The 19,036-nt window shown below is 69.7% G+C and carries 17 protein-coding genes; 5 read left to right on the forward strand and 12 right to left on the reverse strand.

Annotated features, from left to right (window positions below; all coding sequences use genetic code 11):
* The first annotated feature begins 191 nt into the window (after positions 1–191).
* Entirely contained in the window at positions 192–1,613 is a 1,422-nt protein-coding gene (locus tag ACI2K4_RS15500; protein ID WP_404511659.1) for a diguanylate cyclase, read from the forward strand.
* 51 nt (positions 1,614–1,664) lie between these two features.
* Here the strand turns inward: ACI2K4_RS15500 and ACI2K4_RS15505 are convergent, their stop codons facing one another.
* Positions 1,665–2,738 carry an aspartate-semialdehyde dehydrogenase gene (locus tag ACI2K4_RS15505; RefSeq protein ID WP_404511661.1) on the reverse strand — a complete coding sequence of 358 codons (1,074 nt, stop codon included), beginning with the start codon at positions 2,736–2,738 and terminating at the stop codon, positions 1,665–1,667.
* A 6-nt stretch (positions 2,739–2,744) separates the two neighbouring features.
* Positions 2,745–4,010, reverse strand: coding sequence for an aspartate kinase (locus ACI2K4_RS15510; RefSeq protein ID WP_404511663.1), 1,266 nt, complete (start codon positions 4,008–4,010; stop codon positions 2,745–2,747).
* A 345-nt stretch (positions 4,011–4,355) separates the two neighbouring features.
* On the opposite strand from ACI2K4_RS15510, the gene ACI2K4_RS15515 reads away from it, so the two are divergent.
* The 3 genes from ACI2K4_RS15515 to leuA all read left to right on the forward strand — a co-directional run bounded on the left by ACI2K4_RS15515 (position 4,356) and on the right by leuA (position 8,066).
* The gene (locus ACI2K4_RS15515) at positions 4,356–5,279 is read left to right on the forward strand and encodes a hypothetical protein (protein WP_404511665.1); all 924 of its coding nucleotides are present in this window, start codon (positions 4,356–4,358) and stop codon (positions 5,277–5,279) included.
* Positions 5,280–5,364: 85 nt separating this feature from the next.
* Positions 5,365–5,910 carry a nitroreductase family protein gene (locus ACI2K4_RS15520; RefSeq protein WP_404511667.1) on the forward strand — a complete coding sequence of 182 codons (546 nt, stop codon included), beginning with the start codon at positions 5,365–5,367 and terminating at the stop codon, positions 5,908–5,910.
* Between the two features lie 407 nt (positions 5,911–6,317).
* A complete protein-coding gene (leuA, locus tag ACI2K4_RS15525; protein WP_404511669.1) occupies positions 6,318–8,066 on the forward strand; it encodes a 2-isopropylmalate synthase in 1,749 nt (582 codons plus the stop codon).
* Between the two features lie 118 nt (positions 8,067–8,184).
* On the opposite strand, the gene ACI2K4_RS15530 is transcribed toward leuA, so the two are convergent.
* Positions 8,185–9,705: an MFS transporter gene (locus tag ACI2K4_RS15530; protein ID WP_404511671.1), complete on the reverse strand. Its 1,521-nt coding sequence runs from the start codon at positions 9,703–9,705 to the stop codon at positions 8,185–8,187.
* Between the two features lie 88 nt (positions 9,706–9,793).
* On the opposite strand from ACI2K4_RS15530, the gene ACI2K4_RS15535 reads away from it, so the two are divergent.
* Positions 9,794–10,447 (forward strand): HNH endonuclease family protein, encoded by a 654-nt coding sequence (locus tag ACI2K4_RS15535; RefSeq protein ID WP_404511673.1) that lies wholly within the window; start codon positions 9,794–9,796, stop codon positions 10,445–10,447.
* 59 nt (positions 10,448–10,506) lie between these two features.
* Here the strand turns inward: ACI2K4_RS15535 and ACI2K4_RS15540 are convergent, their stop codons facing one another.
* From ACI2K4_RS15540 to ACI2K4_RS15580, 9 genes are all read right to left on the reverse strand, one after another.
* Positions 10,507–11,583, reverse strand: a complete 1,077-nt coding sequence (locus tag ACI2K4_RS15540; RefSeq protein WP_404511856.1) for an ABC transporter ATP-binding protein — start codon at positions 11,581–11,583, stop codon at positions 10,507–10,509.
* 167 nt (positions 11,584–11,750) lie between these two features.
* Positions 11,751–12,734 (reverse strand): ABC transporter ATP-binding protein, encoded by a 984-nt coding sequence (locus tag ACI2K4_RS15545; RefSeq protein WP_404511675.1) that lies wholly within the window; start codon positions 12,732–12,734, stop codon positions 11,751–11,753.
* 67 nt (positions 12,735–12,801) lie between these two features.
* Positions 12,802–13,734 carry an ABC transporter permease gene (locus tag ACI2K4_RS15550; protein WP_404511858.1) on the reverse strand — a complete coding sequence of 311 codons (933 nt, stop codon included), beginning with the start codon at positions 13,732–13,734 and terminating at the stop codon, positions 12,802–12,804.
* Between the two features lie 98 nt (positions 13,735–13,832).
* Positions 13,833–14,840, reverse strand: coding sequence for an ABC transporter permease (locus tag ACI2K4_RS15555; RefSeq protein ID WP_404511677.1), 1,008 nt, complete (start codon positions 14,838–14,840; stop codon positions 13,833–13,835).
* 96 nt (positions 14,841–14,936) lie between these two features.
* Positions 14,937–16,616 (reverse strand): ABC transporter substrate-binding protein, encoded by a 1,680-nt coding sequence (locus ACI2K4_RS15560; protein WP_404511679.1) that lies wholly within the window; start codon positions 16,614–16,616, stop codon positions 14,937–14,939.
* Between the two features lie 379 nt (positions 16,617–16,995).
* Positions 16,996–17,589: a recombination mediator RecR gene (gene recR / locus ACI2K4_RS15565; protein WP_404511681.1), complete on the reverse strand. Its 594-nt coding sequence runs from the start codon at positions 17,587–17,589 to the stop codon at positions 16,996–16,998.
* 10 nt (positions 17,590–17,599) lie between these two features.
* Entirely contained in the window at positions 17,600–17,908 is a 309-nt protein-coding gene (locus tag ACI2K4_RS15570; protein ID WP_404511683.1) for a YbaB/EbfC family nucleoid-associated protein, read from the reverse strand.
* Positions 17,909–18,062: 154 nt separating this feature from the next.
* Positions 18,063–18,482 carry an RDD family protein gene (locus tag ACI2K4_RS15575; protein WP_404511685.1) on the reverse strand — a complete coding sequence of 140 codons (420 nt, stop codon included), beginning with the start codon at positions 18,480–18,482 and terminating at the stop codon, positions 18,063–18,065.
* A gap of 27 nt (positions 18,483–18,509) precedes the next feature.
* Positions 18,510–18,893, reverse strand: a complete 384-nt coding sequence (locus tag ACI2K4_RS15580; protein ID WP_404511687.1) for a DUF2752 domain-containing protein — start codon at positions 18,891–18,893, stop codon at positions 18,510–18,512.
* Between the last annotated feature and the right edge of the window lie 143 nt (positions 18,894–19,036).

The following is a 19,036-nucleotide window of genomic DNA, read 5'->3' on the forward strand; positions in this document are numbered from 1 at the left end:
TGACGGTACCCACACAGCTAGTTGCCAGCTTGCGGACCGAGAGTGATCATCACTGGTCAGCGCAGGGAACCACACCGGCAGTGGTGATCCACTCAGGGGAACTATGCGGGACCCGTGGGTAATCTTGGACCCGCCACCGGGCCTGCCACCTGGTGACCGTCCCTCCCCCGCCCCTCCTGGAACGACAAAAGGTGCCCCCGGAACTCGAACGAGTCATCTCCGCCGTGACGGCCCGCCTACCCGTGGCGTCGACCGCCCTGGAGGCGTGCCAGCTCACCGTCGCCGCCCTCGGGCGGCACACGCCGGCTCAGGTCGCCGTGCTCCTGCCGCTGCACGACCGGCTCCGGCGGGTCGCCGCGACCGGCTCCTGGCAGATCTTCGCCACCGTCGCACTGGACGCGGGCGTGCCCGGTCGGGTGTTCACCTCCGGCCGCTCCGAATCGGTCGACGTGGCCGATGCCGACCTTCCCAAGGACATCGTCGCCCAGGTCTGCGTACCCGTCCTCTCCCCGGCCGGCACCCCGATCGGGGTGCTGACCCTGGACTGGGCCGAAAAAGTCGATCTACGGGCCTGGCAGGGCACCGCCGAGCGGGTCGCCGCCCGGCTCGGTGCCCGGATCGACCAGCTCGGCGGCCCTCCGGTGGAGAGCCGCGACGAGAAGCTGTTGCGGCACGCCACCACGCTGACCGCCGCCTCGGACGAGACGGCACTGGTCGGTGCCGCCACCGACGCCGCCCGGGACGTGTCCGGGCTCGACGCGGCGGTCCTGCTGCTGACCCGTCCCGGCGGGCTCCGACCGGTCGACCCGGGACCTTCCGGGACCTCGGGCGAGTTCGAGTGCCGGCTCCGGGAGAGCCTGACCGGGCCGAGGGCGTACCCGAGGCTGGCCCGGCTGGTGCAGCGGGTGCACCACTGCGGGGCCGCGTACACCATGGCCGAGGACGGGCCGGGCAACGGCGCCGAGCGGGAACTCCCGCTGCCCGAGGGGATCGGCACGCTGATCGCCGTACCGCTGGGTCCGGCCGAGACCGGCGGCCTGCTGCTGGTCGCCGACGAGCGGGTGCGGCGACCGGATCCGACCACGGTGAACCTGCTGGAACTGCTCGCCGCGCAGGCGTGGATCTGCCTGGACCGGCTCCGCAGCCTGGCCGGGCTGCGGAAACGAGCCGGGTCCGATCCGTTGACCGGCCTGCGGCACTACGGCTCGTTCGGGGAGCGGATCACCGAGACCACACCCGGGCGGACCGCGCTGCTCGCCATCGACGTGGACGACTTCAAAATCGTCAACGACACGTACGGCCACCAGGCCGGCGACCAGGTTCTGGTGGAACTGGCGCGGGCGTTGGAGCTGGCGTTGCGCCAGGGCGACGAGCTCTACCGGGTCGGTGGTGACGAGTTCATCGCGGTGATCGAGGTCGGCCGCCCTGAGGAGGCGGCCGGGATCGCCGAACGGCTGGTCGCCGCGGCGCGCAGGATCGGCCGGACGATCAGCGTCGGGGTGGCGGTCCAGCACGACGCCGAGTCACCGGAACGGACCCTGCGCCGGGCCGACGCCGCGCTCTACGACGTCAAGCGCGAGGGCCGCGACGGCGTACGCCTGGCCGCCGCCTGACCTGACCGGCACCTGGTCGCCGCCGGATCTGACGGGCTGGAGCGGGACGGGTCAGCGGGCGCCGCCGGCCGCGTACTCGGCGGCGAGCAGCTCGGCGATCTGGGCGGTGTTGAGGGCGGCGCCCTTGCGCAGGTTGTCGCCGGTGATGAAGAGGTCCAGGGCGCGCGGGTCGTCCATCGAGCGGCGGATCCGCCCGACCCAGGACGGGTCGGTGCCGACCGCGTCGATCGGCATCGGGAACTCGCCCCGCTCCGGGTCGTCGACCAGGATCACCCCGGGCGCGTTGCGCAGCGCCTCCCGGGCCCCCTCGGCATCCACCTCGGCTCCGAACACCGCGTGTACGGCAACCGAGTGCCCGGTCACCACCGGCACCCGTACGCAGGTGGCGGAGACCTTCAGGTCGGGCAGGCCGAGGATCTTGCGGGACTCGTTGCGCATCTTGAGCTCCTCGGACGACCAGCCGCCGTCGGCGAGGGAACCGGCCCACGGCACCACGTTCAGCGCCAGCGGGGCGGGGAACGGGCCGAGGTCGTCGCCGACCGCCTGCCGTACGTTGCCCGACCGGGAACCGAGCCCCCGGTCCCCGGCGATCTTGGTCAACTGGTCGTGCAGGGTGTCCACCCCGAGCTGACCCGCCCCCGACACCGCCTGGTACGACGCGAGCACCAGCTCCCGCAGCCCGTACTCGCGGTGCAGTGGGGCGATCGCCACGATCATGCCGAGGGTGGTGCAGTTCGCGTTGGCGATGATGCCCTTGGGCCGGTTGCGTACCTGCTCGGGGTTGATCTCCGGGACGACCAGCGGCACGTCCCGGTCCATCCGGAAGGCGCCGGAGTTGTCGACGGTGACCGCGCCCCGGGAGACCGCGACCGGCGCCCACTCCGCCGCGACCTCGTCCGGCACGTCGAACATGGCCACGTCGACCCCGTCGAACGCCTCCGGCGTCAGGGCCTGGACGGTCAACTGCTCGCCCCGACAGAGCCGCTGCTGCCCGACCGACCGCGCGGAGGCGATCAGCCGGATCTCACCCCAGACGTTCTTCCTCGACGAGAGCAGATCGCACATCACGGTGCCGACGGCACCGGTCGCTCCGACGATCGCGAGGGTGGGCAGCGGCTGGCCCATGAGGGGTTACCTCCCGGTTCCGGCGTACACGACGGCTTCCTCTGTCCCACCGAGGTCGAACGCGTCGTGCACTGCGCGGACCGCGGCGTCCAGATCGGTGTCCCGGCACACGACGGAGACGCGGATCTCAGAGGTGGAAATCATCTCGATGTTCACCCCAGCCTCGCCGAGTGCCGCGAAGAAGCTGGCCGCCACACCCGGGTGGGAGCGCATGCCGGCACCGATCAGCGACACCTTACCCACGTGGTCGTCGTAGAGCAGCCCCTTGAACTTGACCGGCTCCTGAATCTTGCTGAGCGCGGCCATCGCGGTCGGCCCGTCGGTCTTCGGCAGGGTGAACGAGATGTCGGTACGGCCGGTGCCCTCGGTGCTGACGTTCTGCACGATCATGTCGAGGTTGATCTCGGCACTCGCCACGGTCTCGAAGATCCGGGCCGCCGCGCCGGGCTCGTCCGGCACGCCGACAACCGTGATCTTCGCTTCGCTGCGGTCGTGGGCGACCCCGGTGATCAGTGCTTGCTCCACGGCGGGTTCCTCCATCGATCCGGTGACCATCGTGCCGGTGTTGAGCGAATATGACGAACGGACGTGAATCGGCAGTTGCGCCCGGCGCGCGTACTCGACGCTGCGCAAGTGCAGCACCTTCGCACCGCAGGCGGCCAACTCCAGCATCTCTTCGTACGTGATCTGCTTGATGTGACGCGCGTTCGGCACGATCCGGGGGTCGGCGGTGAAGATCCCGTCGACGTCCGTGTAGATCTCGCAGACGTCCGCGTTCAACGCGGCGGCCAGCGCGACCGCGGTGGTGTCCGAACCGCCCCGACCGAGCGTGGTGATGTCCTTGGTGTCCTGCGACACGCCCTGGAAGCCGGCGACGATCGCGACCGCGCCCTCGTTGAGCGCGCCCTGGAGGCGGCCGGGGGTGACGTCGATGATCCGGGCCTTGCCGTGCACCGAGGTGGTGAGCACGCCGGCCTGGGAGCCGGTGTACGACCTCGCCTCGTAGCCCAGGTTGTGGATCGCCATGGCGAGCAGCGCCATCGAGATCCGCTCGCCGGCGGTGAGCAGCATGTCCAGCTCGCGACCGGGCGGCAGCGGGCTCACCTGGTGCGCCAGGTCGAGCAGTTCGTCCGTGGTGTCCCCCATCGCGGAGACCACCACGACCACGTCGTCACCGGCCTTGCGAGCGGCGACGATCCGCTCGGCCACCCGTTTGATCCGTTCGGCGTCGCCGACGGAGGATCCGCCGTACTTCTGCACCACCAGTGCCACGACGGTCTACTCCTTCCACCGGCGGGCGCCAGCCAGCCGGCCACCTCGCTGCCGTCGGCCGTGTCGCACCGACTCCGCGCAGCCTGCTCCTTTGAACCCGGAGCGTGCCGACGCCGCCGGCACGAACCGGCGGCGCCGTATGAACGACCCTCAGGGTACCGGCCCGGCAGGGACCGGGGGCAGCCACGATCCCACCATCCGGCCGACCGGACACTCGCTCACGCCCCCACGGGAGGTGGCGACCGCGACACACCGGCACGGCCCGATCGGTGGCGACCGCGACACGCCGGGCGCGCTGGCTCGACTGACTGATCAGTACGCGGGAGGAGGGCCGACAATGGCACGATGCGCCCGGCAGCCGACCTTTCCCACACCGACCCGGTCACCGCTCCGCCCGCACCGCCCGTTCTGCCGAACCGAACCACTCCGCCGAACCAAACCACTTCGCTTCCCCGGGGAGCGCCGGCTCGCTGGCTGGTCAACGCGCTGGTGGCCGGCGGGCTGATGGTCGTACTCGGCGGGTGCGGTGGCGGCGAGCCGGCCGACGCCACGTCGACGCCGTCGGCGAGCGCGCCGGCCACCGCGAGCGGCGCCGCGGCATCCGCCGCCGACACCGACGCCCGTACGCAGTTGGCGGCGCTCGCGGCGGCGGCCGAGGACCGGCACCTGCGGGCGTACTACACGCTCTCCCGATCCGGGCGGCCGAACCGTACGGTGGCCGTGACCAGCGCCACCGACGGCACCTGGCGGGTGGACATCCCTGGTGGCGCCCTCGGTGGGACCGCCGACATCGCGATGGCGCAGACCCGGAACGGGATCTACCAGTGCGCGCTCCCCTCGGCCGCCCGTCCGGACCCCAGCACGTGCGTACGGGTGGCCGCGCCGGACAAACCGGTGCCGGCCAGCATCGACCCCCGGGTGCAGCGCGTGTTCACCGACTGGCGCTCGGTGCTCACCGACCGGCAGGCGTCGCTGGCGGTATCGACCACCAAGGCACTGCCGAACTCTCGGGGCACCTGCTTCTCGGTCGACTCGACGGCGGCCTCGCTGAGCGCACCGCTGGAGATCGGGATCTACTGCTTCGACACCGACGGGACCCTGACCGCCGCCCGGGTGGCGTTCGGCACCCTGCTGCTGGTCGGTGACCCCACGCCGGCGCCCGCCACGGTGACCCTGCCCGGCCCGGTGGTGGCCGGCTCCGCGTTGCGTACGGCAGCGCCGCCGACACCCAGCGTCGAGGCGACATCGACCGGCACCCCAACGAGATGATCTCCCTTTACGTTACGGGTGCGCTCGTTCACAACTGGTGACCCCGACGAGTCGACAGATCACCCGATACGGCACACTCGGCACCATGGTGGAGCTAACCCCGCTGCTCGCGGCCAGGTGGAGCCCGCATGCCTTCGATCCTTCGGCGACATTGACCGACACCGAAGTGCTGTCGCTGCTCGAAGCGGCCCGTTGGGCGCCCTCGGCCGGCAACAGCCAGCCGTGGCGCTTCATCGTGGGGCAGCGCGACGACGAGACGTACAAGCGCATCCTGACCAATGTCGGCCCGGCCAACGAGCGCTGGGCCGGGAACGCGTCGCTGCTGCTGCTCGGCGCGCACACCGCGACCGCGACGAGCGGCTGCCCGCCCACCCAGGCCGCGTACGACCTGGGTCAGGCTGTGGCACATCTCACCATCCAGGCAACCGCGCTGGACCTGCACGCGCACCAGCTCGCCGGGGTGGACCTGGCCGGACTCCGGATCGACCTGGAACTGCCGACCGACGTACGCCCACACGCGGTGATCGCGGTGGGCCGGCTCGGCGACCCGCTCTCGCTCCCGGAGGACCTGCGCCGCTGGGAGACCGGCCTGCGCCAGCGCCGCCCGCTGGCCGACCTGCTGCTCAACTGAGCGCCAGCTCCCCACTCGGTCGACAGCAGCCCAAACACGCACCGCGACCGAATGGCGGCGCGGAGTCGACCCGAACGGGGTGGCGCACCCGGCACGGTGGGCCGCGACGCCGGACCGAGCGGCAGCGTACGGCCAACGGCACCCACGCCACCTGCGCGGTTGCGATCCGCATCCCAGACTCCGGACTGGACTTCCGGAACCGAAATCGCTCACGTAGGGTGACCGATGTCATGTGGCAGGCGCTTCTCCTTCGCTGCCGCGACGAGGCCCATCCGGCCGGCACCTCGTCGCGGAGTTGACGCGCGCCGTCCGACCCTCGCCGGTTGACCATCGTCGACCAGCCGGTTCCCGCCCGACACCTCGTCCTTCCCGGCGCTGACGCCGCATGACCACGGGAGTCTTCGACCATGCCCAACCCAGCCGACACCGACACCGATCCGATCGCCCGGCAGCGCCCCAGCCGGATGCCGTACCAGCGCTACCAGACGTACCAGCAGCAGTTTGCCGTTGATCTGCCCGACCGGCGGTGGCCGACCCGGCAGGTCGAGACCGCGCCCCGCTGGTGCGCCGTGGACCTGCGCGACGGGAACCAGGCGCTGATCGATCCGATGTCGCCCGAACGCAAGCGTCGGATGTTCCAACTCCTGGTCCAGATGGGCTACAAGGAGATCGAGGTCGGCTTCCCGTCGGCCAGCCAGACCGACTTCGACTTCGTCCGGCAGCTCATCGAGCAGGACCTGATCCCGGACGACGTGACCATCCAGGTGCTGACCCAGTGCCGGGAACACCTGATCGAGCGGACCTTCGAGTCGCTGCGCGGTGCGAAGCGGGCGATCGTGCACTTCTACAACTCGACCTCGACGCTGCAACGGCGGGTGGTCTTCGGGCTGGACCGGGACGGCATCACCGACATCGCCACCCAGGGCGCGCGGCTCTGCCAGAAGTACGCCGAGATCCACACCCCGGACACCGAGATCTACTACGAGTACTCGCCCGAGTCGTACACCGGGACCGAACTCGACTACGCCCTGGAGGTCTGCGCCGCGGTGATCGAGGTCATCGACCCGACCCCGGACCGGCCGCTGATCATCAACCTGCCGGCGACGGTCGAGATGGCCACCCCGAACGTCTACGCCGACTCGATCGAGTGGATGGACCGTCACCTGCCCCGGCGGGACAGCGTGATCCTCTCCCTGCACCCGCACAACGACCGGGGCACCGGCGTCGCCGCCGCCGAGCTGGGCCTGCTGGCCGGAGCCGACCGGATCGAGGGCTGCCTGTTCGGCAACGGCGAACGCACCGGCAACGTGGACCTGGTCACGCTGGGGCTGAACCTCTTCTCGCAGGGGATCGACCCGCAGATCGACTTCTCCTCGATCGACGAGATCAAGCGGGCGGTCGAGTACTGCAACCAGCTACCCGTGCACGAGCGGCACCCGTACGCGGGCGACCTGGTCTACACCGCCTTTTCCGGCTCGCACCAGGACGCGATCAAGAAGGGGCTGGACGCGCTCGCCGCCGACGCCCGGACCGCCGGGGTGCCGCTGGACGAGTACCCCTGGGGGGTGCCGTACCTGCCGATCGACCCGAAGGACCTGGGCCGCACCTACGAGGCGGTCATCCGGGTCAACTCGCAGTCCGGCAAGGGCGGCGTCGCGTACGTCATGAAGGCCGAGCACAACCTGGACCTGCCGCGTCGGCTCCAGATCGACTTCTCCGGCGTGGTCCAGCAGGTGACCGACAACGCCGGTGGCGAGATCGAGCCGAGCCGGATGTGGGAGATCTTCGCCGGGCACTACCTGGTCGACCACCAGCCGCAGCCGGTGCTCTCGCTGCTGGCGTACCGGACCGGCACGGTCGACGACAAGGTCGAGATCGAGGCCGACGTACGGTTCGGCGGCGAGATCCGTACCCTCTCCTCGGTCGGTAACGGCCCGATCGACGCGTACGTCAACGCCCTGCAGAGCGTCGGCGTACGGGTCCGGGTGCTGGACTACCACGAGCACGCGCTCTCCTCCGGCGGCGACGCCCAGGCGGCGGCGTACGTCGAGGCCGAGGTCGACGGTCGTACGGTCTGGGGTGTCGGGCTGGACGCGAACATCGTCACCGCTTCGGTCACCGCCATCACCAGCGCGGTGAACCAGGTTCGCGGCTGATCGCGAAATCTTCTTTCGGGAGGCGGACGGGCTGAACCGTCCGCCTCCCGCCGTTCCCGGTCGGGGGGAACGTGCTCAATCGTCCGCGTCCCGCCGTTCCCAATCCAGGGGACGGAACTCAATCGTCCGCCTCCCGCCGTTCCCGATCGGGCTGGCGGATCAGGAACAGGGCCAGCAGCGCACCGCAGACCATCAGACCGGCGCACCAGAGCATCGCCGCGCGGAACGCCTGGGCGAGTTCGGTCGGCATCCGGTAGGCGGCGCCGGAGAGCCCGACCAGCAGCGGCAACGCCGCGATCGCCAGCACGCCACCGGCCCGGGACGCCGCGTTGTTGAATCCGCTCGCTACCCCGGCGAACCGGTCCTCGGCGGCGGCCAGCACCGATGCGGTCAGCGGAGCGACCACCATGGTCAACCCGAGCCCGAAGAGGAACACCCCGGGCACCACGTCGGTCCAGAAGTTGGCGTGCGGGCCGATTCCACGCAGCAGCAGTAGGCCACCGGTGGCGATCACCGGCCCGACGGTCAGCGGCAGCCGGGGGCCGATCCGCGCGGCCAGCGCGCCGGCTCGGGGCGAACCGACCAGCAGCAGGACGGTCATCGGCAGGTTGGCCAGCCCGGTCTTGAGCGCGGAGTACCCGGCGACGTTCTGCAGTTGTACGGAGAGGAAGAAGCTGAACCCGTTGAGGCTGGCCCAGACGACCACGGTGTAGATGTTCAGCACCGCGAAGAGCCTGCGGCGGAACAGCCTCGGTGGCAGCATGGCGGCGTTGCCCTTGCGTCGTTCCAGCAGAACGAACGCCACCGCCGCGAGCAGACCGACCCCGCCCGCGACCGGTGCCATGACCTCACTTGCGCCACCACGCTGCGACGCCTCGATCAGGGCGAAGGTGATCCCGGCCAGCCCGACCGCGCCGAGCGCGGCGCCCGTGACGTCGAACCGTGGCCCGGCCCGGCCGCCCGCCCCGACCATCGCCCCGCCGGCACCGGCGGTCGCCCGGCTCGCCGTGTCACCAGCCCGGCTCGCCGTATCGGCCGCCCGGCTTTCCGGTGCCCAGCGCAGCGCGGCGAGCACCACGACCACCGCGAGCGGCACGTTGATGAAGAAGATCCAGCGCCAGGAGAGGGCGTCGATCAGCCAGCCGCCGAGCAGCGGACCGAGCGCGGTCGAGACACCGGAGAACCCGGACCAGGCGCCGATCGCCTTTCCCCGGTCGGCGGGGTGGAAGCTGGCCTGGATCAGGGAGAGCGAACCGGGGGTAAGCAGCGCCCCGCCCACTCCCTGGAGGAACCGGGCGGCGATCAGCCACTCGATGTTCTGCGCCAGCCCGCACAGGACCGAGGCCGCGGTGAAGCAGAAGACCCCGATCAGGAAGACCCGGCGCCGCCCGTAGCGGTCGCCGAGTGCCCCGCCGAGCAGGACAAACGCCGCCAGGGTGAGCAGATACCCGTCAATCGTCCACTGTAGACCCGATACCTCCGCGTCCAGACCCCGCCCGATGTGCGGCAGCGCCACGTTGACCACTGTCGCGTCCAGGAAGACCATGCCCGAGGCGAGGACCGCCGCGAAGAGCAGCCCTCGACCGGCCGGGCTGGCGATTCGGATCGGCATCGACGATTGAGGCACGCTGTCCAACATGCCTCGCGCGATACGGCGAATGTCACGAAACGCCGAAACCAACACCGGATACTGTGCGGATACCCCGAACAGCCCTCAAGCTTGGCTGGTGTCGTACCCGCGTACCAGACCAGGAGCCCGACGGCTCGCCTCGGCCGCACTCGCCTCGACGCTCGCCCTCGGCGCCGCCGCCTGTGGCCCGTCCGGCGCGGCCACCCCGGACCCCAGCTCGACCGGGACCGGCAGCGCGGTCAACCAGCTCGCCGAGCTGACGGTGGCCCAGGCCAGCTCTATGAAGGGGTACGACCGGGACCACTTCCCGCACTGGCGCGACGCCGGCAAGAACTGCGACGTACGCGACACCGTGCTGCAACGCGACGGCGAGGACATCAAGCTCTCCGGTTGCAACGTGGTCGGGGGCCGGTGGACCAGCGTGTACGACAACCGGGCGCTCACCGACCCGGCGGATGTCGACATCGACCACATGGTCCCGTTGGCCAACGCCTGGCGCTCCGGGGCGGACGAGTGGAGCGACGCCGAACGGGGCGACTTCGCCAACGACCTCACCCGCCCCCAGCTACTGGCGGTGTCGGCGGCGAGCAACCGGAGCAAGGGCGACCAGGGGCCGGAGGAGTGGAAACCACCGAACCGCGACTACTGGTGCACGTACGCCGAAGGCTGGATCACGGTGAAGCACCACTGGAAGCTCACCGTCACCTCGGCCGAGAAAACCACCCTCACCGAGATGCTCAGCACCTGCTGAGGTGTTAGGAAGGGCCCCTTCCTATACAAAAAACGATAGGAGGGGGCCCTTCCTTACCCCTAGACGGTGGGGATTAGGTCGCCGGTTTCGCCGGGGGAGGTTAGGTCGGTGGGGCGGACAAGCTCCGGCTCCACGTCGTGCGGACGGATTCGACCGGCCGCGATGTCCTCGGCGAAGTGGCAGGCCACCCGGTGCCCGGTGACCGTCTCCCGCAGCGCCGGCCGCTCGTCCCGGCAGCGGGTCGGCTGGGCCCACGGGCAACGGGTGTGGAACCGGCAACCGGACGGCGGATTGGTCGGCGACGGCAGGTCCCCGGCGAGCAGAATCCGCTCGCGACGATCCTCCACCACCGGGTCCGGCACCGGCACCGCCGACATCAGCGCCTTGGTGTACGGGTGCATCGGCTCCCGGTAGAGGTCGTCGCTGGACGCCTCCTCGACCAGGCCACCCAGGTACATCACGCCGACCGTGTCGGCGATGTGCCGGACCACGGCCAGGTCGTGCGCGATGATCAGGTACGTCAGTCCCCGCTCGGCCTGCAGATCCTCGAGCAGGTTGATCACCTGGGCCTGGATTGACACGTCGAGCGCGGAGACCGGCTCGTCGGCGACGATCAGGTCCGGTCCGAGCACCAGCGCCCGGGCGATGCCGATCCGCTGGCGCTGGCCGCCGGAGAACTCGTGCGGGAACTTGCGCAGCGCCGAGGCGGGCAGCCCGACGGCGTCCAGCGTCTCCCGCAGTCGCCGGTTGGTCTCGGCCTTGTCGTCGGCCAGCCCGTGCGCCTTGAGCCCCTCGACCAGCAACGACTGCACCGACTGGCGCGGGTCGAGGCTGGAGAGCGGATCCTGGAAGATCATCTGCATCCGGCGGCGGGCCCGGCGCATCGACTCGCCCTTGAGCGAGCGCACGTCGGTGCCGTCGAAGATGATCTCACCGGCGGTCGGTTCGACCAGGCGAAGCAGTCCACGGCCGAGGGTGGACTTGCCGCACCCCGACTCGCCGACCAGGCCGTACGTCTCACCCGCCCGGATGGAGAGGGAGACACCGTCGACCGCGTAGACGTACCCGACGGTGCGGTCGAAGAGCACCCCGCTCTTGATCGGGAAGTGCACCTTGAGGTCACGCAGCTCGATCAGCGGCGCCTGCGTCCCGGACTCGTGGGTCGGCGTCCCGGCCTCCGGCGTCGGCGTCCCGGCCTCCGGGATCTGGCTTCCGGCCTCGGGGATCTGGGGCTCGGCCTCGGGTGTTTGCCTCGGCGCGGGGGGCGCGGCAGCGGACCGGGACACGTCTGCGGTGGACTCGGTCACGCCGCCACCTCCTCAAGTACCGGGTTGTTGCAGCGCAGTCGCCCACCGGCCGCGGTGGACTCCAGGGCCGGGGAGCCGTCCAGGCACGCGTCGACCACCCGGTCGCAGCGCGGGGCGAAGGCGCACCCCTCCGACCAGGGGATGTTGTCCGAGACCGAACCCCGGATCGCGTGCAGTCGCTCGCCACGCAGGGAGTCGAGCCGGGGCACCGAACTGAGCAACCCGTGGGTGTACGGGTGACGCGGGCGGGCGAACAGCTCGTGCCGGTCGGCGGTCTCCACCACCTTGCCGCCGTACAGGACGTTGACACTGTCGCAGAGACCGGCGACCACCCCGAGGTCGTGAGTGATCATGATCAGGGCGGTCCCGGACGAGTCGACCAGTTCCTTCAGCAGGGTCAGGATCTGCGCCTGGATGGTCACGTCCAGCGCGGTGGTGGGCTCGTCGGCGATCAGCAGCCTCGGCTTGCAGGCCAGCGCGATCGCGATCAGCGCCCGCTGGCGCATGCCACCGGAGATCTGGTGCGGGTACTCGCTCAGCCGCCGGTCCGGATCCGGGATGCCGACCGCGTCCAGCAGGTCCCGCGCCTCCCGCAGCGCCTGCTTGCGGTCACGTCCCTGGTGCCGTTCCAGCACCTCGGCGACCTGTAGGCCGATCGGCAGGACCGGGTTGAGCGAGGAGAGCGGGTCCTGGAAGATCATGCCGATCTCCCGGCCCCGCCGGTCCCGCATGTCGTTGGGACGAAGCTTGAGCAGGTCGGTCCCCTCGAACATCACCTCACCGGTGACCTTGTTGCCGCGCTTCGGCAGCAATCCCATGATCGCCAGGCTGGTCACGCTCTTGCCGCAGCCGGACTCGCCGACCAGGCCGACCGTCTGTCCCGGTTCCACCGAGAAGCTGACCTGGTCGACCGCGGTGAACGAACGCTCGCCCCGGCGGTTGAAGACCACACTCAGATCCCGTACGTCGAGCAGACTCATGCCGGTTCCCCCTCTGACCCGTGGTGCCCGGGCGAAGCGACCGGGTGTACGTGCGAAAGCATCACGGTCACCGCCGGTTCTTCGGGTCGATCGCCTCGCGCATCGCCTCACCCAGCAGGGTGAACCCGAGCGCGACGACGATGATCGCGAGGGCGGGATAGTAGGCCAGCTCCGGCCGTACCTCGAAGTAGCGCTGACCGTCGACGCCGAGCATCAGGCCCCACTCGGCCCGGTTGATGTCCGGGTCGCCGAGTCCGAGGAAGGAGAGCGCGGCGGCCTCCAGGATGGCGACCGCGAAGGTGAGCGTCGCCTGGGCGATGACCGGGGTGAGCGAGTTCGGCAGCATGTGCCGCAGCACGATCGAGCGCTCCTTGACGCCGAGCGCGCGGGCGGCGAGCACGTGGTCGCTCTCCCGTTGCGCGAGCATCGAGCCGCGCAGCAGGCGGGCGAAGATCGGCACGCTGACGATCGCGACCGCGAAGATCACCGTCCACTGGCTGGACCGGCTGGCGAGCGCGACCAGGGTGATGGCGAGCAGCAGGCCGGGCAGGGCCAGCATGACGTCGGTGAGCCGCATCAGGACGACGTCGACCCAGCCACCGAACGCGCCCGCGATCGCCCCGATCAGCACCCCCAGGGCGAGCCCGATCAGGGTAGCCAGGACGCCGACGATCAGGGTCTGCCGGGCGCCGTAGATCAGCCGGGAGGCGAAGTCGCGCCCCAGCGGGTCCGATCCGAGCGGGAAGCCGTCGCGGGCGCCGGGGATCGTGTCCACGGTCAGCCCGTCGGTGAGTTCCTTGAACCGCTGGGTCGGGTCGTGCGGGGCGATCAGCGGGGCGAGGATCGCCACCAGGACAAAGAGACCGACGATGACCGCGCCGGTCACCGCGACCGGGTTGCGGGAGAGCCGCCGTACGATGTCGCGGAACATGCTCACGCCGCCGGAGTCGGCGCTGGCCCGGGCCAGTTCGTCCAGCCGGGCCTTCTTCCGCTCGGCCAGCGCGGTGACGCCGCGCCCGCTCGCCCCGCCGCTCCGCTCGCTCGGGCGGCTCAACTCGTTCGGGTCGCTCACGCCATCACCTTGCTTGTTCGGCTCGCTCATCGCACACGCACCCTGGGGTCGATGACCGCGTAGGAGAGGTCGACCAGCAGGTTGACCACGATGAAGACCAGGGCGGCGACCAGGATCAGCGCCTGTAACACCGGATAGTCCCGGCTGCCGGTGATCGAGTCGGTGATCAGTGTGCCGAGTCCACCCCAGTTGTAGACCTTCTCGGTCAACACCGCGCCGGCCAGCAGCGCGCCGGTCTGGAGACCGATCGTGGTCACCACCGGCAGCAGGGCGTTACGCAGCACGTGCCGCCCCCGGATGGTCTGGTGACGCAGACCCTTGGCCTCGGCGGTACGGATGAAGTCCTCGTTCAGCACGTCCAGCACACTGGCCCGGGTGATCCGTACGATCACCGCCAGCGGAATGGTGGCCAGGGTGATCGCCGGCAGGATGAGATGCCAGAGCGCGTCGGCGGTGGCGTCGAACTCCCGGGTGAGCAACCCGTCGAGTACGAAGAACCCGGTCACGTTGGTGTTGTCCAGCCCCGTGCTGACCCGGCCGGACGGCGGGAACCAGTGGATGTTCTGGGTGAGCACGTCCTTGAGCAGGTAGCCCAGGAAGAAGATCGGAATCGAGATGCCGAGCAGGGTCGCGCCGACGGTCAGGTTGTCCAGGGTTCGACCCCGGTGCCGGGCGGCCAGGTAGCCGAGCGGGATACCGAGCCCGACCGCGATGATCATCGCGGCGAGGGCCAGTTCTACCGTTGCCGGGAAGGCCCGCCCGAGCACCTCGACCACCGGGTCGCCGGTGCGGATCGAGTTACCGAAGTCGCCGGTCAGGATTCGCTGCATGAACTTGCCGTACTGGACCAGGATCGGCTGGTCGTACCCGAGCGCCTTGGTAAGCAGTTCCCGCCGCTCGGGGGTGGCCCGTTCACCGAGCAGTGCGTCGATTGGGCCACCGGGCAGGTTCCGGAGCCAGACGAAGATCAGCGCGGTCAGCGCGATCAGGGTCACCACCAGCTGTAGCAGGCGGCGAACTACGACTCGCAACATCTCTCACACACCATGTTCTCGATACCCGCAGGAGCGGCCCGAGCCGGACGGAGTCGCCCGGCCCGGGCCGCATCTGTACGCGAGGTGACCGCTGGGTCAGCTGCCGGAAACCGACACCGTGTTGAAGTCCTCGGCGGTCAGGGGGCTGGCGACCAGACCCTTGACGTCCTTGGTGACGACGATCGCCGGCGGCGCGTGCCAGACCGGGATGGCCGGCAGCCACTTGGTGGCGATGTCCCGGTTGACCTGCTCCCAGGCCGTCTTCTTGGCGGCCTCGTCGACGGTCGCGTCGGCGGCGGTGATGGCGGCGAACATGTCGGTCATCTTCTCGTCACCGAACTCCGGCTTGGCACGGCCGAAGAAGGTGCCGACGAAGTTGCCCGGGTCGTTGTAGTCACCGGTCCAGCCGAGGATGTGCAGGTCGTGCTTGCCGAACTGCTGCACGTCGTCCTTGAAGCCACCGTTCCACGGGCGGGGCACACCGTTGACCTTGATGCCGACGGCCTGGAGGTCGTTGGCGAGAACGGTGAAGATCTCCTGCGGGTTCGGCATGTACGGCCGGGAGACGTCCGGCGGGTAGTAGAAGTTGAGCGTCATGTTCTCGGCACCGGCCTCCTTGAGGAGGGCCTTCGCCTTGTCCACGCTGTACTCGTACTTCTGGGCGTCCGGCGCGTAGCCGAGCACGGTGTCCGGCAGGAACTGGCTGGCCACACTGGAGCCACCCGGCGCCTTGGTCTGGACGAGCTGCTCCCGGTTGAGCGCGTGGGCGATCGCCTGACGCACCTTCAGGTCCGCCAGCTTCGGGTTGTTCTTCTGGTTGATGCCGAGGTAGAGGATGTTGAAGGCCGGGCGGTTGAGGACCTGGAAGCCCTCGGCCTCCAGCGCCTTGCGGTCGGCCGGGGCCGGGAAGTCGATGCCCTGGACGGTGCCCGCGCGCAGCTCCTGCTTGCGGGTGGTCTCGTCCTTGATGATCTTGATGATCACCTTGTCGACCTTGGCCTTCTCACCCCAGTAGTCCGCGTTGCGGTTCAGGGTGATCTCGTTCTTGGCCTTGTCCCAGCCACCGAAGGTGAAGGGGCCGGTGCCGACCGGGCTGGTGGTGGCGAACTCGCTGTACTCGAAGGAGTCGCCGTTCTGCGTGACCGTGTCGGCGTTCGACTTCTTCAGCGCCTCCGGGCTGGCCATGGAGAGCGAGGTGAGCGCGAACGCACCCGGGAAGGCACCCTTGTACGTGTTCAGCGAGACGACGGCGGTGCCCTCGTCCTTGGCCTCGCACTTGTCGTAGATCGACTTGCCGGCCGTCTCCGCCTCGTTGGCCGCGAAACCACCGAAGACGTCCTGGTAGTAGAGCATCTGGCTCTGCGCCGCGGCGCCCTTCATGTTGTACCAGCGGTCGAAGTTGAAGCAGACCGCGGCAGCGTTGAAGGGGGTGCCGTCGTGGAACTTGACGTTCTTGCGCAGCTTGAACGTCCACACCTTGCCGGTCGCGTCGTGCTCCCAGCTCTCGGCCAGGCCACCGACCACCTCGGCGGTGCCCGGCTTGTGGGTCACCAGCGTCTCGAACATCTGACGGACCGGCCGGAACGACTCACCGTCATCGTTGAAGATCGGGTCGAAGTTCTTCGGGTCACCGGCACCGGCGAAGACGAAGGTGCCACCGGTGGCACTTCCCTCTCCACCCTCTTCTCGGTCACTCGACGCACATCCCGCCACGCCGGCGGCCATCACGGCAGCGGCCGCGACGGCGATCGCCGACCTGAGCCTTCTCGCCTGCATCTCTCACCTCTGTCATGCGCATGACCTACGCCGGGGTTTTGGCACGGTCCGTGTGCGGCAGGCTAATGGGCTCGGGACCTCGAACGGAACGGCCAGATCGGAATCTCTACCAAGCCGACACCTAGAAGGTGATCTATAACGGCAGCCCGCATGGTCCAACGACGGGTGTCACATCGCCGGGCCTGGTGCTGAGCCGGAGCTCAGCCGCGCCGGTGCCCCGGGGGGCGGCTGGGAGATCAGCGTCGGTGGGTGCCCGGCGGTACGAACCGGGGTGCCGGGTTCGTACCGCTGCGGGGCCAACGCGTCGATCGTGACCGATGGTGCGGGTGGGACGGGCCGAGGGCTCCGCCGACCCGTCCGGCGGCCGAAAAGGGAAAAATCAGACGGTACGCCGACCGGCAAAGGCGCGGCCGAGGGTGATCTCGTCGGCGTACTCCAGGTCGCCACCGACCGGCAGACCGCTGGCGAGCCGGGTGACGGCGATCCCCATCGGCTTGACCAGCAGGGCCAGGTAGGTGGCGGTGGCCTCGCCCTCGGTGTTCGGGTCGGTCGCCAGGATCAGCTCCTTGACCTCACCGTCGGCGAGTCGGGCCATCAGTTCACGGACCCGCAGATTGTCCGGGCCGATGCCCTCGAGTGGATTGATCGCACCGCCGAGCACGTGGTAGCGGCCCCGGAACTCCCCGGTCCGCTCGATCGCGACCACGTCCTTCGGCTCCTCGACCACACAGAGCACCTCGACGCCACGGCGCGGGTCGCGGCAGATCCGGCACTGCTCGGACTCGGCCACGTTGAAGCAACTGGTGCAGAAGCGCACCAGTTCCTTGACCTTGCGCAGCGCCGTCGCCAGCCGGGTGACGTCGGCCGGATCGGCCGACAACACGTGGAACGCGATCCGCTGGGCACTCTTCGGGCCGACGCCCGGCAGCCGCCCCAACTCGTCGATCAGGTCCTGGATCGCACCTTCGTACATCTCCGGCGACTCAGAAACCGGGCAGGCCGAGGCCGCCCATGCCACCGGTGACCGGGCCCATCTTCTCCTCGGTCAGCTTGCGCACCGATTCGCTGGCATTGTGTACGGCGGCCAGCACCAGGTCCTCCAGCGTCTCCACGTCCTCCGGGTCGACCGCCTTCGGGTCGATCTTCACGGCGGTGATCTCGCCGGCACCGGTGATCGTGACGGTGACCAGGCCACCGCCGGCGGTGCCGGTCAGTACGGCCTCGGCCAGTTCCGCCTGCGCCACCGCGAGCTGCTGCTGCATCTTCTGCGCCTGCTTCAACATCTGCTGCATATTGGGCTGTCCACCCGGACGCACGGCGACTCCTCGAAAGAGCGGAAACGGTCCACCCCAGCCTAGGCCATGTCCCGCCGACCACCGGTCGACGGGACACGGCCCGGTACGGCTACCGCGAGCGATTCAGGTCACCCACGACCGCGTGGGACGTTCAGCCCTTGACCACGACCGTCTTGACGATCTTGTCGGCCAGGGTCTGCCGCTTGCTGTCCCAGAGCGGGAAGAGGAAACCGACGTAGCAGATGATGATGTCGACGATGTGCGCGATGTCGCGCAGGAACGCCTTGCCGGCACCGATCGGCTGGCCGGTGGCCTCGCCGACCAGGCGGATTCCGAGCGCCTTCTTGCCCCAACTCTGGCCGGTCTTACCCGCCTGGAACCAGCGGTTGTAGGCGGACAGCGCGAAGCCGAGCACGGCGAAGACCCAGTAGAGCGGCCCCGGGCCGGTGGCCAGGCCGGTCTCCGGGTCGGTACCCGGCCCGTCGAGCACCACGGCCAGGATCGAGAAGGGGGCGACGATCAGACCATCGACGATGTACGCGCCGACGCGCGTGATCCAGTTGGCAAACATCAGGGGTTAACTCCTTGTGGAGGATGCTCAGCCGACGCCGAGCCGAATCAACTGGAAGACCCAGCTCGCCAGCGCGAGCAGGACCACCCCCCGTCCCGCCATCCGGCGGGCCCGGACCGACCAGGCGACCGGTGCGGGAAGCACACCGAGCGCCCGGAGCCCGAGCAGCGGACCCACGGCCAACGCCAGTACGGCGAGGCCGAGAATTACCGGATTTGCCCGGATCGCACCGAGGACGTCACCGTGCACCAGCGCGACCGCGGCCGTGGTGAGACCGCAACCGGGGCAGGGCACACCGGTCAACCAACGCAGCGGACACGGCGCGGCCACTCCGGTGGTGCCGGTCAGCCACGGCCAGACCGCCGCCACCGGAGCGATGGCCACTCCGAAGAGGCCGAGTCGCTCGGGCACAGAGAATTCTCGCCGCACTGGTCCTGACCGTTCTGAAGAGGGGGCGGCTGATCATAAGAGATCCGGGCTCGCCCCGCTGGCCCATTTGCCATCGCTCGCAAATGGACAGTCAGAACATTTATCGCGGTCGTCACCTAACGGTA

Origin of the sequence: Micromonospora sp. NPDC050397 (assembly GCF_044901685.1) — a bacterium.
GTDB lineage: Bacteria > Actinomycetota > Actinomycetes > Mycobacteriales > Micromonosporaceae > Micromonospora_G.

Coding starts and splice junctions, on each gene's coding strand:
- ACI2K4_RS15570 (WP_404511683.1), bottom strand. CDS start 17,908: ATGCAGCAGATGTTGAAGCAGGCGCAGAAGATGCAGCAGCAGCTCGCG.
- ACI2K4_RS15530 (WP_404511671.1), bottom strand. CDS start 9,705: ATGTTGGACAGCGTGCCTCAATCGTCGATGCCGATCCGAATCGCCAGC.
- ACI2K4_RS15505 (WP_404511661.1), bottom strand. CDS start 2,738: ATGGGCCAGCCGCTGCCCACCCTCGCGATCGTCGGAGCGACCGGTGCC.
- ACI2K4_RS15520 (WP_404511667.1), top strand. CDS start 5,365: ATGGTGGAGCTAACCCCGCTGCTCGCGGCCAGGTGGAGCCCGCATGCC.
- leuA (WP_404511669.1), top strand. CDS start 6,318: ATGCCCAACCCAGCCGACACCGACACCGATCCGATCGCCCGGCAGCGC.
- ACI2K4_RS15555 (WP_404511677.1), bottom strand. CDS start 14,840: ATGTTGCGAGTCGTAGTTCGCCGCCTGCTACAGCTGGTGGTGACCCTG.
- recR (WP_404511681.1), bottom strand. CDS start 17,589: ATGTACGAAGGTGCGATCCAGGACCTGATCGACGAGTTGGGGCGGCTG.
- ACI2K4_RS15545 (WP_404511675.1), bottom strand. CDS start 12,734: ATGAGTCTGCTCGACGTACGGGATCTGAGTGTGGTCTTCAACCGCCGG.
- ACI2K4_RS15560 (WP_404511679.1), bottom strand. CDS start 16,616: ATGCAGGCGAGAAGGCTCAGGTCGGCGATCGCCGTCGCGGCCGCTGCC.
- ACI2K4_RS15575 (WP_404511685.1), bottom strand. CDS start 18,482: ATGTTTGCCAACTGGATCACGCGCGTCGGCGCGTACATCGTCGATGGT.
- ACI2K4_RS15515 (WP_404511665.1), top strand. CDS start 4,356: ATGCGCCCGGCAGCCGACCTTTCCCACACCGACCCGGTCACCGCTCCG.